17 protein-coding genes are annotated in these 13,459 nt (G+C 69.9%); 7 read left to right on the forward strand and 10 right to left on the reverse strand.

The window, feature by feature from the left end:
• Positions 1-65: 65 nt before the first annotated feature.
• Positions 66-1,403 carry an FAD-dependent oxidoreductase gene (locus ODJ79_RS15850; protein WP_263024211.1) on the reverse strand — a complete coding sequence of 446 codons (1,338 nt, stop codon included), beginning with the start codon at positions 1,401-1,403 and terminating at the stop codon, positions 66-68.
• Positions 1,404-1,534: 131 nt separating this feature from the next.
• On the opposite strand from ODJ79_RS15850, the gene ODJ79_RS15855 reads away from it, so the two are divergent.
• A complete protein-coding gene (locus ODJ79_RS15855; protein ID WP_263024212.1) occupies positions 1,535-2,179 on the forward strand; it encodes a dihydrofolate reductase family protein in 645 nt (214 codons plus the stop codon).
• A gap of 348 nt (positions 2,180-2,527) precedes the next feature.
• Here the strand turns inward: ODJ79_RS15855 and ODJ79_RS15860 are convergent, their stop codons facing one another.
• The 3 genes from ODJ79_RS15860 to ODJ79_RS15870 all read right to left on the reverse strand — a co-directional run bounded on the left by ODJ79_RS15860 (position 2,528) and on the right by ODJ79_RS15870 (position 4,400).
• Positions 2,528-2,959: a PH domain-containing protein gene (locus tag ODJ79_RS15860; protein ID WP_263024213.1), complete on the reverse strand. Its 432-nt coding sequence runs from the start codon at positions 2,957-2,959 to the stop codon at positions 2,528-2,530.
• Positions 2,960-3,134: 175 nt separating this feature from the next.
• Positions 3,135-3,416 (reverse strand): hypothetical protein, encoded by a 282-nt coding sequence (locus ODJ79_RS15865; RefSeq protein ID WP_263024214.1) that lies wholly within the window; start codon positions 3,414-3,416, stop codon positions 3,135-3,137.
• A gap of 207 nt (positions 3,417-3,623) precedes the next feature.
• A complete protein-coding gene (locus ODJ79_RS15870; RefSeq protein ID WP_263024215.1) occupies positions 3,624-4,400 on the reverse strand; it encodes an FKBP-type peptidyl-prolyl cis-trans isomerase in 777 nt (258 codons plus the stop codon).
• A 77-nt stretch (positions 4,401-4,477) separates the two neighbouring features.
• Here ODJ79_RS15870 and ODJ79_RS15875 point away from each other — a divergent pair, with 77 nt between their 5' ends.
• Positions 4,478-5,059, forward strand: coding sequence for a hypothetical protein (locus ODJ79_RS15875; protein WP_263024216.1), 582 nt, complete (start codon positions 4,478-4,480; stop codon positions 5,057-5,059).
• Here the strand turns inward: ODJ79_RS15875 and ODJ79_RS15880 are convergent.
• The 3 genes from ODJ79_RS15880 to ODJ79_RS15890 are packed head-to-tail and all read right to left on the reverse strand — an operon-like array spanning position 5,056 to position 6,548.
• Positions 5,056-5,676, reverse strand: coding sequence for a dihydrofolate reductase family protein (locus tag ODJ79_RS15880; protein WP_263024217.1), 621 nt, complete (start codon positions 5,674-5,676; stop codon positions 5,056-5,058). The two genes, ODJ79_RS15875 and ODJ79_RS15880, sit on opposite strands and share 4 nt — an antisense overlap.
• A complete protein-coding gene (locus ODJ79_RS15885; RefSeq protein WP_263024218.1) occupies positions 5,676-6,182 on the reverse strand; it encodes an SRPBCC family protein in 507 nt (168 codons plus the stop codon). The genes ODJ79_RS15880 and ODJ79_RS15885 overlap by 1 nt, the downstream gene beginning before the upstream one ends.
• Before the next feature lie 3 nt (positions 6,183-6,185).
• Entirely contained in the window at positions 6,186-6,548 is a 363-nt protein-coding gene (locus tag ODJ79_RS15890; protein WP_263024219.1) for an ArsR/SmtB family transcription factor, read from the reverse strand.
• Positions 6,549-6,624: 76 nt separating this feature from the next.
• Between ODJ79_RS15890 and ODJ79_RS15895 the strand changes: the two genes are divergently transcribed.
• Positions 6,625-7,245 carry a hypothetical protein gene (locus ODJ79_RS15895; RefSeq protein WP_263024220.1) on the forward strand — a complete coding sequence of 207 codons (621 nt, stop codon included), beginning with the start codon at positions 6,625-6,627 and terminating at the stop codon, positions 7,243-7,245.
• A gap of 89 nt (positions 7,246-7,334) precedes the next feature.
• On the forward strand, positions 7,335-8,183 hold the full coding sequence (locus ODJ79_RS15900) for a glycosyltransferase family 2 protein (RefSeq protein WP_263024221.1): 849 nt from the start codon (positions 7,335-7,337) through the stop codon (positions 8,181-8,183).
• A gap of 148 nt (positions 8,184-8,331) precedes the next feature.
• Here the strand turns inward: ODJ79_RS15900 and ODJ79_RS15905 are convergent, their stop codons facing one another.
• Positions 8,332-8,874 (reverse strand): RICIN domain-containing protein, encoded by a 543-nt coding sequence (locus ODJ79_RS15905; RefSeq protein ID WP_263024222.1) that lies wholly within the window; start codon positions 8,872-8,874, stop codon positions 8,332-8,334.
• A gap of 99 nt (positions 8,875-8,973) precedes the next feature.
• Positions 8,974-9,876, reverse strand: a complete 903-nt coding sequence (locus ODJ79_RS15910) for an aldo/keto reductase (RefSeq protein ID WP_263024223.1) — start codon at positions 9,874-9,876, stop codon at positions 8,974-8,976.
• 22 nt (positions 9,877-9,898) lie between these two features.
• On the opposite strand from ODJ79_RS15910, the gene ODJ79_RS15915 reads away from it, so the two are divergent.
• From ODJ79_RS15915 to ODJ79_RS15925, 3 genes are all read left to right on the forward strand, one after another.
• Positions 9,899-10,552 (forward strand): TetR/AcrR family transcriptional regulator, encoded by a 654-nt coding sequence (locus tag ODJ79_RS15915; protein ID WP_263024224.1) that lies wholly within the window; start codon positions 9,899-9,901, stop codon positions 10,550-10,552.
• A gap of 241 nt (positions 10,553-10,793) precedes the next feature.
• Complete coding sequence (locus ODJ79_RS15920; RefSeq protein ID WP_263024225.1) at positions 10,794-11,963, forward strand: 4-hydroxybenzoate 3-monooxygenase; 1,170 nt, start codon at positions 10,794-10,796, stop codon at positions 11,961-11,963.
• Positions 11,964-12,026: 63 nt separating this feature from the next.
• Positions 12,027-12,728 (forward strand): FAD-dependent monooxygenase, encoded by a 702-nt coding sequence (locus ODJ79_RS15925; protein ID WP_263024226.1) that lies wholly within the window; start codon positions 12,027-12,029, stop codon positions 12,726-12,728.
• 2 nt (positions 12,729-12,730) lie between these two features.
• On the opposite strand, the gene ODJ79_RS15930 is transcribed toward ODJ79_RS15925, so the two are convergent.
• The gene (locus tag ODJ79_RS15930; protein ID WP_263024227.1) at positions 12,731-13,426 is read right to left on the reverse strand and encodes a helix-turn-helix domain-containing protein; all 696 of its coding nucleotides are present in this window, start codon (positions 13,424-13,426) and stop codon (positions 12,731-12,733) included.
• Positions 13,427-13,459: the final 33 nt, after the last annotated feature.

A 13,459-nucleotide genomic window follows, 5' to 3' on the forward strand; every position in this document is an offset into this window, starting at 1 on the left:
ACTTTCTACCGGCCGTATTGATTGATCTCGACCAAATCGGCGAGAGATCAATCAATCCCGGCCGATCAGGGTGCGGCGGGAGCTACCGGAACCCGCTCGACGCGCCGGACGACCTCGGCGCCAAGGAGGGTCTGCGGCGGCTCGACCAGGCTGGTGACTCGCACCAGGGCCGCGGCGGCCTCGGCGTCCTCGGTCGCCGCCAGCTGCAACCGCCGAAGGTAGTCGGGGGTGAGCGGGGAGGCGGGCAGGGCCGGGCCGGTCACGCCGGGAAGTGCCAGGTCGGCACCGACGGCCAGACGCCACGGCGCCTCCAGGATCTGGGCGACGGCCTGGAAGTAACGGTACGGGTCGGGCTCGTCACCGTGACCGAGCTCCTCGGCGAGAGCGGCGGCGTTCATCGCGGCGACGGACATGCCCTGGCCGTACACCGGGTTGAAGCCGCAGGTCGCGTCGCCGGTGACGAGCAGGCCGGCGGGCAGCCGGCGCAGGTGGTCGTAGCGATGCCGCACGTACGTCGGGAAGCGGTACGCCACCGGTGTGCCCAGCGGTTTCGCCGCGCGCAGGACGTCGTAGGTGTCGTCCCTGGCCAGCGTGCGCGCGTACGCCGGGAGATCCGCGGGCGTGACCGGCGGCCGCTCGCCCTGCACCCCGGCGAGCGTGACGAGGACCCGGCCGCCCTCCAGGCGCTGCATCACCGAACTGCGCCGCTGTCCGGGGAAGCGGGCAGTGACCACCACGAGGTCGTCACCCATGAGATGGTCCGGCGCCGTGACCAGGAACGAGCTGTACGCCAGGTCGATGGCGACCCGGTCGGCCGGCGGTGTCTCGTAGCCCAGCTCGGCCAGCCAGCGCGGCGTCCGGGAACCGCGGCCGGTGGCGTCGACGACCAGGTCGGCGTCCACGACGCGCGGGCCCGCACCGCCGCGGCGCGCCACGACGACGCCGGTGATCCGGTCCCGGCCGGCCGACGCGCACAGCCCGGTCACGTCGTACCCGTCGAGGATGGTGACGTTGGCCAGCGCCCGCACCCGGTCCCGCACGGTTCCTTCCAGCAGCGGGCGGCTGGCCGACAGGGCGGTCAGGCCGATGGCGGTCCGCCGCAGCGGCAGCCCGTTGAGGTACCAGCGGACGTTGGCCAGGATGTCGCCGGTCAGCCCGCCGGCGGAGACCACCTGCGCGGTGAAGCCCGGCAGCAGGCCCTCGATGATCTGCAGGCCGCGGGGCAGCATGGCGTGCACGTGCTGCCCGTGCGGCACGCCCCGCCGCTGCACCGCCGTGCTGGGTAGACGGTCTCGCTCGACGATCGTGACGGTGGCGTACCGGTCCGCCAGCACGCGCGCGGCCAGCAGGCCGGCGATGCTCCCGCCCAGGACCAGCGCGTGTTTGCCGGTGTTTCCGACCATGACGTTTGCTCCCCCCAGGTGTCGGCCCGGTTCGCCCGAGCCGGTCGTTCCCCGAGGCCGAGGCTGACACCGGCGGAGGGTTCCGGCATCGGTGCTGCCGTGCATGCGACATGTCAACGTAGATTGAGGCGGTGTCGAAAGTACGGGTGCACAACTTCGCGGTCTCCCTGGACGGGTTCGCCACCGGGGAGGGGCAGAGCCTGCAGGCGCCGTTCGGGCATGCGGGCGTACGGCTCATGGAGTGGTTCTTCGAGACGCGTACGTTCCGGTCGATGAACGGGCGGGACGGCGGGAGCGAGGGCGTCGACAACGCGTTCGCCGCGGCGTGGGGGCCCGGCATCGGAGCCGAGATCATGGGCCGCAACAAGTTCGGGCCGCAGCGGGGAGCGTGGCAGGACGAGGAGTGGAAGGGCTGGTGGGGCGACAACCCGCCGTTCCACACGCCGGTCTTCGTGCTGACCCATCATCCGCGGCCGACCCTGGCGATGGAGGGCGGCAACACCTTCCACTTCGTCGACGCGAGTCCGGCCGAGGCGCTCGCGCAGGCGCGTGACGCGGCGGGCGGTCGGGACGTACGCATCGGCGGCGGCCCCAGCACGGTCCGCCAGTTCCTCGCGGCGGACCTGATCGACCACCTGCACGTCGTCCTGGTCCCGATCGTGCTGGGCCGCGGCGTACGCCTCTGGGACGGGTTGGAGAGCCTGGAGGACCGCTTCACGATCGAGTCGGTGACAACCCCGAGCGGCGTCACCCATGTGACCTGCACCCGTCGCTAGTGCCGAGACCACGAACGTTCACGGTTTTGACTGACACGCCGTTGGCCCTGCCGTGGTTGCGACGTCGCGGCGGTCAGGCCGTTGCGGTGGCAGATCCCGTACGCGTGCGGCGGCTGAGTGACCAGGAAGGTCGGCAGCTGCTGCGCATCACTCGTAGAGGTACCGGTTCACCGATTCGATAACGGCGGGCGATGGTTGTGCTGGCCTCGGCCGGTGGTAACACCGTGCCGGCGATCGCTCGCCTGGTCCAGGCGGACGAGGACACGATCCGGCAAGTGCGGAATTGACCGAGCACACCGCGATCGAGATGGGCCGGATCGCCGTGCGGCCCGGTCACCTCGACGTCCCTCACAGCGGCGGCCAATTGTCGTCCTCCTCGCCGGGTTTGCCGCCGGCGGCCACCCACCGGTAGCGGATCAATTCGTACCCGGTCAGCAGGCCGACCTCCCTGGCCGGCAGGGCGTGCCTCGGGCCGAACAAATTCTCCCGGACGGACGGCGGCAGGATGGTGTGCTCCACACGGCGGATCTCGCCCACCCGCCGCCACTCGCCGGCCAACTTCACCTGGATCATGTAGTAGCCGTCTTGCCCGCGGGACGCGTTCGGGCCCGACCATCGATCGGCCGGCGCGGTCCGCACTCCCTTGATCTTCGTCCAGGGCACGAACGACGAGCGTCCGAACAGGGGACGCAGCAGCAGCCCGTCGTCCTGGATACGCACCCGTGGCAGGGGTCGGCCGCGCCCGCTGAGCCCGAGCAGAATGAGTTCGTTAAGCAGCACCCCGCCATCGTGCCTCCGGAACGGAAAGCGGTGGGGGCGGGACGGACGCCCGCGCTGACCTGCTTCGCCGTTGCGATCGCCGGGCAGAACCGGTGATCGCCAGCTGGATGCTGGCCTGCCTGACGCCCAGTACGCCGCCACGCAGCGACCACTCCCGATACCAGAGCCTTGTCACTCAGACGGGCCGAAGCGCGGCATCCAAGTCGCCCAGCACCAGGGCGATAGCTCCCACGCCGCCCCAGGATGGATCCTGATCGCGGACGAGTGCCTCCAACTGCCCCACCAGGAACAGAATGCGGTCATCAACGGTCGACATCGCGCGCAGCGCCTCGCAGACCGCGCGGCAGCGTTCGAGGTCAGCCGGGTCGGCCCGGACCATGCAGTCGGCACACTGGCCGAACATCTCCGACAGCACGCTGACCGCGGAGCGAACGTCAGCCAGTTGATCGTCCACCACGGATCCGAGGCTAGCTAACCGGGAAGCTCTTCTGCCGCTCTCGATCGCCAGCCTCGACCTTCCTGGTCACTCAGCCGCCGCACGCGTACGGGATCTGCCACCGCAACGGCCTGACCGCCGCGACGTCGCAACCACGGCAGGGCCAACGGCGTGTCAGTCAACACCGTGAACGTTCGTGGTCACGGCACTAGAAGGCCGAGCGGTGGGTCAGGACGCCGCCAGGACGTCGACGACGAACCGCAGCGCGCCGGCCGGTTGGCCGCCACCCGGGTTGTCGCCGTACGCCAGGTCGGCCGGGATGTCGAGCTGCACCCGGCTGCCCACCGGCACCCCGATCAGCCCCTTGTCCCAGCCCGGGATGACGCGGCCGGCCCCGATCGGGAAGCTGAACGCCTCCTTACGGCTCCAGGACGAGTCGAACTCCTTGCCGTCGGCGTAGGTGGCGCCGACGTAGTTCACGGTGACCGTCTGACCCGACTGGACCGGCGCGCCCTTGCCCTTGATGAGGGTCGTCGTCTTGAGCTCGGTGAGGGTGCCGGTGCCCGCGGTCACGGTCGGTTTCGTGCTCAGGGCGGGGTCGGCGCCCGGTGGCACCGGCGGGAACGCCGCGCTCGACGCGGTGGGGGCAGGGCTGGAGCCGGCTTCCGCGCTCGCGGTCGCGGCGCCCGGGCTCGGCGGCGACGACGACGAGTGACCGATCCACACGACCAGCCCGACGAGCAGCGCCACCACGACCGCCGCGACGCCGCCGACGGTCAATGCCTGGCGGCGCTTCTGCGCCGCCCGTGCGCGTGCCTTGGCCGCCTTGGCCTCGGCCCGCTTCTCGGCCTTCGTCTTGATCGGCTGCCCGCCGGCGCTCTTACGCGGCATCGGCTGCCCGCCGGCGCTCTTACGCGGCATTGGCTGCCCGCTCGCGCTCTTGCTCTGCGGAGCGGCGGCACGCTTGGCGGCGTCGCTGCTGCGACCCTCCACGGAATCGGACACCGTACGACAATAAGGCACCCGGTCCGGAAGCAGCTCGGCCCGGCGCGTCGCCGCGCCGTCCCGGATAGCGTGGGAGCATGAGCGACGGCGCGATGGTCGGATTCGGCGGAAAGCAGGCGTGGCTGGCGGTGGCCGGCGACGACCCGGTGGCGCTGATCGAGGCGCTCGGCCTGCGCGACCTCGGCCCGGTGCCGTGGCGCGAGGGCATCGACCTGGCGTACCTGACCGACGACCGAGTGGCGGTGACCCCGCCGCTGCCCGGCGCCCGCGACACCGACTGGATCCTGGCGACCGGCCGCCGGCTGCTGCTGCCGGCCGCGCCGGTCGACGTGATCGGCCTGTCCGCGGCTCTCGACACCGAGGTGCAGTTCTTCGCCACCCATCGGGTGACCGAGCTGCACCGCTGGCAGCGGGCCGTCGGCGGCGAGCTGGTCCGCGCCTTCGGCTATGTGGGCCAGACCGGCGAGGTCACCAGCTGGCACGGCGAGCCCGGCCCGGCCGAGCGGGACGCGGGCCTGCCGGCCGAGCTCGACGAGGACCAGACCATTCTGGTCGGCGAGAAGGACGTGCTCCGGGTGGCCGACGCCTGGAGCATCGACCCGACGGCGTTGACCGGGCGGCCCGCGCCCGGCCCGCTGCGGCTCGGCGCGACCGGCTAGCGTCGGCGGACGGTATAAGCAAGGTGCGTCACCCGCGGCGACGACTCCGAACGGATCGGCTCCAGCGCGACCCGATCCGCGTCCACGCCGTCGAACAGGCGAACTCCGGAGCCGAACAGCACCGGCGACAACGCGATCGAGAACTCGTCGACCAGGCCGGCGTTCACGTACTGCAGGATCGTCGCGCCGCCGCCCGCGATGCGCACGTCGCGGTCGCCGGCGGCCGCCCGCGCCTGGTCGAGCGCGGCCTCGATGCCGTCGTTGACGAAGTGGAAGGTGGTCCCGCCCGGCCGTTCCCAGGGGTCACGCTTCTCATGCGTCACGACGAAGACCGGCGTGTGGAACGGCGCCTCCGCCGGCCATGCGTGCTCGCCGGCGTCGAACATGCGCTTGCCCATGACGCTCGCGCCGGTGCGCTCGAACGTCTCCCGCGCGATGTCGTTGTCGCGTCCTTCCTCACCGCCCTCGCCGAACTTCAGGTTCTCCCGGAAGAACCGCAGCGGGAAGACCCACGCCTGCAGCTCCCTCCACCGCTGTCCCATCAACTCCTCGGCGGACTCGGGCGCGATGAACCCGTCCAGTGACATCGACACGCTGAAGAACACCTTCCCGGCCATCAGCGCTCGGCTCCCTTCCGTACGATCCCGGCGACGTAGGCCGCCAGGTTGCTCAGCGTCTGCTCGCCGCCCTCGATCGCGTGGTATTTCTCCACGGCCTGGTCGCGCAGGTGCTTGGTGGGGAAGACCGTGCGCATCTCGATCCGGGTCGCGGTGCCGTGCGGCGCGAAGGCCAGGGTCGACTCGAAGGTGTTCGGGTTGTCGCGGAACTCGCCGTGCCGCAGCGCGATCCGCTCCGGCGGGACGATCTCGGTCCAGGTGATCCACTCGGGATAGTCCGTACCGTCCGGTCCGTGCATCACGAAGGCCCACTCACCGCCGACGCGGAACTCGAACGACCGCGTGGTGGTGCTGAACCCCGCCGGTCCCCACCACTGCGACAGGTGCCGAACCTCGGTGAACGCCTCGAACACCAGCTCCCGCGGCGCGTCGATGACCCGGGAGAGCACAATCTCCCGATCGGCCGTGGCCGGCCCCGCCCGCATTTCCCGCCCCGCCTCTGCCATCGGTCATTCCTCCTGCCGTGTCTGCTTGAGGTCCTGCCGTGTCTGCTTGAGGTCCTGCACGTACGCATCCAGCCGGTCGAAGCTCTCGGCCCAGAACCGCTCGAACCCGCCGACCCACTCGTGGATCGGCCGCAGCCCGCGGGCGTCCAGGCCGTAGAGGCGCTGCTTGCCCGCCCCGCGAACCCGCACCAGCCCCACCTCTCGGAGCACCCGCAGGTGCTTGGACGCCCCCGGCAGGCTCATCCCCAGCTCCTGAGCGAGGTCGGTCACCGGCCGCTCGCCCGCCCGCAACAGCGCCAGGATGTCCCGGCGCTGCGGCTCGGCGATCGCGTTGAACGCGTCCGACGTCGTCGCTGCTCGTGCCATGACCGCCACAATATTTTCCCATATGGGAAAACGTCAAGCCTGTGCTTTACTCGCAGATGTGATAAAACGAGCCGGTTTGGCGGCCGGAGTGGCAATAGTGCTGGCCGGGACCGTCGGCGTGGCCGGCTCGCGGTGGTGGCACAACCGTCCGCCGTACGGTCCGGAGGCGCTGAGCGCCCGGGCCACGCTCCGGCTCGTGGACCAGGCAACCGCCGACGCCGCGGTCAAGCCGGCCCCGGCGGTCGTAGCCAATGACGGCGACCAAATCTTCCTCGGCCAGGTCACCTGGAACCGGCCGCCGCGCCCCCAGAAGAACGGCTCCTTCCGCATCGTCCTGCTCGACAAACGCCGCCACCTCACACCCGGCTACCTCGCCGTGACGTCACCCAAGCCCGACGCGGTGAGCTCAGGGTCGGACCACGCCCTGGACATAGCCCAGGAGCGCTACCCGTGGCTGCAAGGCGCCGGCGCACAGCCCGTCGACGGTTCGGGTTGGGTCTCCGGCGAGACCATCGACGTCGAGTCGATGGACGCCGCACCGGTAACGTTCCAGGCCGTGCTCCGCCGAGCAGACCCGCAACGCCACCCGATGCTTCCCGTGGCCACCGCGCCCACCCCGCTGGAAGACCTGCTGGTGGCCCTGATCTGCGTCGGCCCCGACGGCCAGGTCTACTGGGCCCAACGACTCCTGCACTGAGCCGGCGAACCCCGCACCTGCGGATCACGTCCGGGGGCTTGGTCGGTCGGTCCGCTCAGCTTGCGGCCCGGCCCACCGAACAGATGTTTATGGCCCGGCCGCTGCTGGCTGCGGTACTGATCGTCAAGGACGAGGCCGCGATGCTGCCCGCCTGCCTGGAGTCGCTCGCAGGCGTGGTCGACCAGATCCACGTGCACGACACGGGCTCCACCGACGCCACACCGACGATCGCCGCCCGGTACGGCGCCACCGTCACCCAGGGCGACTGGCACAACGACTTCTCGGCCGCCCGCAACGAAGCACAGCAAGGCTGCGCGGCGACCTGGATCCTCGCCATCGACGCCGACCATCGGGCGACCGCCGACCCCGGCGCGCTGCGCCGTCTGCTGGCCGAGGTCACCGCTGACGCCCTGCTGGTGCAGGTCGACGGAGCGCATCACGCCGGTCCCCATACCCAGCTCGAGACCCGGCTGTACCGGCCGGACTCGCTGTCCTGGACCGGCCGGGTGCACGAGCGGCTGGTCGGGCCCGGCTCCTCGGCTCCGGACCAGGGCACCGTACCCCCGGCCACGCTGCGCCTACACCACCTCGGCCACGCCACGTACGCCGACCGGATCCGCCGCGCCGATCGCAACATCACCCTCGGCAAGCGCGCTCTCGACGAGCTCGCCGCCCAGGGACAAGCCGCCGACCGGCAGCAGATCGCCCGTACGCTGCTCGACCTGGGCCGTGACTGCATGGCGGCCGAGCAGCGCCAGCAGGCGGTCGACACGTTCGCCCTGCTGCGCGAGCTGTTCCCGGGCACACCGGAGTCGTCGCAGGCGAACGACGCGCTGACCCGCCTCACCGTCGGGATCAGCTACGACAGGTTCTGCCAGGTCCTGGTCGACCAGCTGCGAGCCGCGGGCGGGCCGCCAAGCAGCGCCCAAGAGTCCTGACGCAGCGCCCGATCCGCACCGCCGGCGGTCACGATTCACCGCCAAAGCCACAACATTCCGTACGGCCGGGCGGCCACCTGCCCACGCCGGCAGCTCTCCCGTACGCGACATGAACCGTCCGTCGAGGCCTGCCTGTCACCCGCGGACGTCAGGCATTGTCAATGACACGCCACTTCTGCTCTTGGCCGCCGTTGCAGGTCCAGATGATGGCTTGCACTCCCGTGGCGGTGCTCCCGTTCGGGATGGCGAGGCACTTGTTGCTCGCGGGGTTCCTCAGCACGAAGACGTTGGCGCTGCCGCCGGACTGGAGTTCCCACACCTGATCTTGGCTCGCGCTGTAGGTCCACTGGATGATCGGCTTCGTGGTCGAGCTGGCCCCGCTGCTGACCGTCAGCGCCGCCCAGTTCGCGGCGGCGTTGCGGAAGGCGTAGTTCGACCCGCTGATGTGCACCTTCAGCCAATCCTGACGTGCGTCGGTGTAGCCCCCGTTGGCCAAGCTCGAGGTGTCGTACGTCTGGATGACGCCGACCCCGTTCTGGTCCGTCCGGCCCTGCAATGCCAGCCCGCTCTTGATGTTGACGATCCGATACCAGCCGTCACCCGCGACCGCGTGTGCCGGTGTGCCGGGGAGGAGCGCCACGGTGGTGGCGAGCGATGCCAGGACGGCAGCGACGATGCGTCGTGTGGACATGGTGCACCCCGTTTCTTGTCGTTATCCACTTTGGATGGTCGCAGGGACGCCGGTCGCTCCACCACTACGCCGAGATGAACGATTGGCAGTTCGTCGAACTCACCGAGGTCGATTGGCATCCGCTCCGGCGAGCGTGTCCTGGGCCAGTGCGTCGAAGGCCGTCGTCGCTTCCTGGTCCAGTTCGATCCGGGCGACCGCGACATTGTCGGCCAAGTGGGCGAGGTTGCGGGTGCCGGGGATCAGCAGCGTGGCCGGGCTGTGCCCGAGCAGCCAGGCGAGCCCGGCCTGGGCCGGGCTGATGCCGAGGCGCGCGGCGTGCGCGATGACCACCGGGTGGTCGGTAACGCTGGGCAGCCGGTCGAAGGCCGAGCCGAGCGGGAAGTACGGCACCCAGGCGACGCCCCGCTCGGCGCACTCGGCCAGCACGTCCTCGTGGCCACGGGTCAGGACGTTGTACATGTTCTGCACGCAGACGATGCCGGCCGGAAGAGCCTGCCGCAGCTGCGTGCGGCTGACGTGGCTCAGGCCGATGCCGCCGATCTTGCCTTCGTCGCGCAGGGCGATCAGCTCGGCCAGCTGGCTGTCCAGGTCGACCACCTGGTCACCGGTGGCGATGATGCCTGGCGGCAGGTCGGCCCGGCGAAGATTGACCACCGCGAGGTGCTCGGTGTCCAGGGTGCGCAGGTTCGCCTCGACCGACGCCCGTAGCTGCGCCGGCTTCTGGGCGGTGACCAGTCGCTCGGTGGGATGGGTCACCGCGCCGACCTTGGTGACGATCCGCAGACTGTCGGCGTACGGATGCAAAGCGGTCCTGATCAGGTCGTTCGCCGTGCCGTAGAACTGCGCCGTGTCGATGTGGTCGACGCCGAGCTCGACCGCGCGGTGCAGAACCTTGACGGCGTCCGCGGGGTCGGCGTGTTCCAGCTGCATGGCGCCGAAGCCCACCCGCAGAACATGACGATCGCCCAGCTTCCCGTACGCGTACGCATGCGGCTTGGTCATGGTCCCGTCCCCTTCCGATACGATGGCACAAGCGGAACCGATTCCGTTTTTCTCGATCGACCGTAGCAGAAGCGGAATCGGTTCCGCTTGTGAGGTGATTACCGTTTCCGAGTCCGAGCGACGCCCCGGCGCGCGCAGCGACGCCCAACGCAACCGGCAGCGCATCATCGACGCCGCCACCCGCGCCTTCACCACCGGCCCGGATCCCGTCAAGATCGAAACCATCGCGCACGAGGCCGGAGTCGGCGTCGGCACGCTCTACCGCAACTTCCCGTCCCGCGAGGCCCTGGTCGAGGAGGTCTACCGCAGCGAGCTCACCCGCCTGTGCGCCATGGCCGAGCACCTGGTGGCCACCCACCCGCCGGTCGACGCCATGCGCGAATGGATGCGCCGCTACCAGGACTTCGTCGCCACCAAACACGGCATGGCCGAAGCCCTGCGCGCCGTGATCGCCAGCGGTGCGATCGGATCCGGCCAGACCCGCGAACGCCTCGACGCCGCCATCGCCACCATCCTCGAAGCCGGCCGAACCGACGGCAGCCTACGTGCCGACGTTCAACCGACCGACGTCTCCGCCAGCATGGCCGGCATCATGCTGACCGCCGCCGACGTCGACCAGGCCACCCGGATGCTGCAACTGCTCGTCGACGGCCTACTCGCCCGCGCCCCCTCCTGAGGAAACGCAGCCACCGCCCCCGAAGCGGGGGCGCAACCTTCTGGCGCCCCTCCTCCAGCGGCCCGCCACCAAGACCTACGACTGGTCCTCCTGGTGGATGTGAAGTGAGGTGGCAGGTCGGTCGGTGCCCAGCAGGAGCGGCGAGGCCTCCGGTTAGCCGCAGCTCAAGGTTGGCGGGTTTCCGGTATCGAGCAGGCAATCACCGGTGGCAGCGCGCCGGCGGGATGCCGATAGTGGCTACATGGTTGAACCAGGGAAACACACGGCGGTCGTCGTTGTGGGGGCGGGAGTTGCAGGCCTCACGGTCGGCAATTTCCTTCGGCGAAACGGCGTCGACTGCATCATTCTTGAGCGTCGTGCGCGCGAGTACGTCGAGGCGCGGCAGCGCGCTGGGACCCTCGACACCCGTGGGGTGCGATTGTTCCGGGAGTGGGGATTGGCCGAGGTACTGGACGGCGGACCTGCTCCCGAGGTGGAGGGTGGATTCTTCATCGACGGCCACCCGATGCCGATCGAGGTGGACGAAGACGACAACGAGAGCATCTTCATCCCGCAGCAGGTCCTGGTCCGCCGGCTCGCCGACATCTTCCTGACCGAGGGTGGGGAGATCCGTTACGAGGTCGACGTCACTCTGGAGGATGTCGCCGGCTCGAGCCCGGTGGCGCGTTATCAGGACCGTGCCGGCGCGACGGTGGCCATCGGCTGTGACTACATTGCCGGCTGCGACGGTGATCGCGGTGTGACTCGGGCGAGCATCCCCGCCGGCGCGCTCACCCGGTATTCGCACGAGTTCAAGTACTCCTGGCTGAGCGTCCTGGCCGCCGTGCCCGGCAAGACCGCCGGCATGGCCATCCACACCCGCGGCCTGGCCGGCCTGATTCCCCGTGGCACCGAGAACAGCCGCATCTATCTGCAATGCCTCAACGAGGACACAGTTACGCAGTGGCCCGACGAACGGGTATGGGACGAGTTGGAGGCTCGTGTCGGCCAGTCGCTGGGCCGGGGCGAGATCCTCAGCAAGGAGATCGTCGCGCTGCGCAGCGTCGTCCACGATCCGATGTGCTACGGGCGGGTTTACCTGCTGGGTGACGCCGCGCACATCGTCCCGCCGATGAGCGCCAAAGGCATCCACCTGGCCCTCTTCGACGCCGAGACGTTCGCCAAAGCCGTGATCGCGCAGGTCCGCGACGGTGATCCGGGCCTACTCGACGCGTATTCCGAGACGTGCCTGCATCACGTCTGGAACTACCAGGCGTTCGCGACCTGGATCACTGATCTCATGCACAACGCCGGCGACCCCTCCCTCGAGGGCGAATTCCGCAAGCAGGTCGCTCGGGCGGAACTGCGCCGCCAGTTCGAGTCGGAGGCGGCCAATCGGGTTTTCAGCGAGCTCACTTCCGGCATCGCCTGAAAGGGGAAAGACATGACTGACACGAACGGCCGGATTCTGGTATCCGGCGCGAGTGTCGCCGGATTGACCGCCGCGTACTGGCTCGACCGCTTCGGCTTCGAGGTCACCGTGGTCGAGCGATCCGCCGGCCTGCGCCCGGGTGGGCAGGCGCTGGACATCCGTGGCCCGGCACTCGAGGTGGCGCGGCGGATGGGTGTGCTGGACGAGTTCCGCAAGCGGACTACCGAGCTGCGCGGCATGTCGATGGTCGACGACTCCGGGGCGGAGATCTACCGCACCACGGAACGCACCCTGACCGGCGGCCGGCTGGACTCCGAAGATCTGGAAGTCCTGCGAGATGACCTGATCGACGTTCTGCACGGGGCGTGCGGAGCAGGGGTCCGGTTCATCTTCGGCAACCGGATCACCAGCCTGAATCAGGACGACCACGGGATCGACGTGGAGTTCGAGAACGCCGCACCGGGGCGGTTCGGCGTCGTGATCGGTGCTGACGGTGCGCACTCGGGCACCCGTCGGCTGGTGTTCGGCCCGGAGAAGCCGTTCCTTCGCTACATGGGCGGTCGGCGCCTACGTCCTGGCCGGCGAACTCGCCGCGGGCATCGCCCGCTACGAGGACGAGGTCCGCGAGTACGTTCTGCGCAATCAGGCGGCCGCGCGAGAACTCAACGACCGCGACCATGGCGACGACGGCCAATCCGGACCCGGCGGCTTCACGGACTTCGGGACGTTGGTCGAGGACCTGTCATTGAGGGACTACCGGGCTGAGCTCACCTGATTTCGTTGCGCAGGTCTGCCTGGTAGCGGCCCGGCGTCTGGCCGACGACCTCGGTGAACGCCTCGATGAAGCTGGTCGGGTTCGACCATCCGCAAGCGGTGGCGGTCTCGGTGACCGAGCGGCCGTTGGTGAGGTGGATCAGGCCATGGTGGATCCGCAGGATGGTGCGCCAGCGGTGGAAGCTCATGCCGAGTTCGGTGTGGAACAGGCGGCTGAGGGTACGTTCGCTCGCTCCCACGGCCCGGCCCAGCTCGACCAGGGTGGCGTTGTGGCTGGGGTCAGCGTGCAGGCGGTCGGTGACGGCACGCAGCCGATCGTCGCCCGGTTCGGGCAAGTGCAGGGACTGCTCGCGGGCCTCGACGAGTTCGTCGATGGCCACTGCGCGAAGCCGGTCATGCGCGCCGGGGCGCGTCTCGGGGCGGTCGGTCAGGGCCAGCAGGACTTCACGTAGCAACGGGCTGACCGCGAACACGCTGGGCTGCTCCGCCAGTTCACCGCAAAGATCGACCGGGATCACGACGAGGCGGACGTCGGTCTCGCCGTAGAAGCGGTGAGCGTGCTGGAAACCCGGCGGCGTCCAGGTAACCCGGTTGGCGGGCGCTACCCAGGTCCCCCGCTCGGTCGTGGTCGCCAAGGCACCCGCTGCCGCGTACACCAGCTGTCCCGCGCCGTGCGAGTGCGCGTCCATCTGGAAGCCGTGCGGCAGCCGGCCGGCTCCCCC

Origin of the sequence: Actinoplanes sp. KI2, assembly GCF_025630775.1 — a bacterium.
Lineage (GTDB): Bacteria > Actinomycetota > Actinomycetes > Mycobacteriales > Micromonosporaceae > Actinoplanes.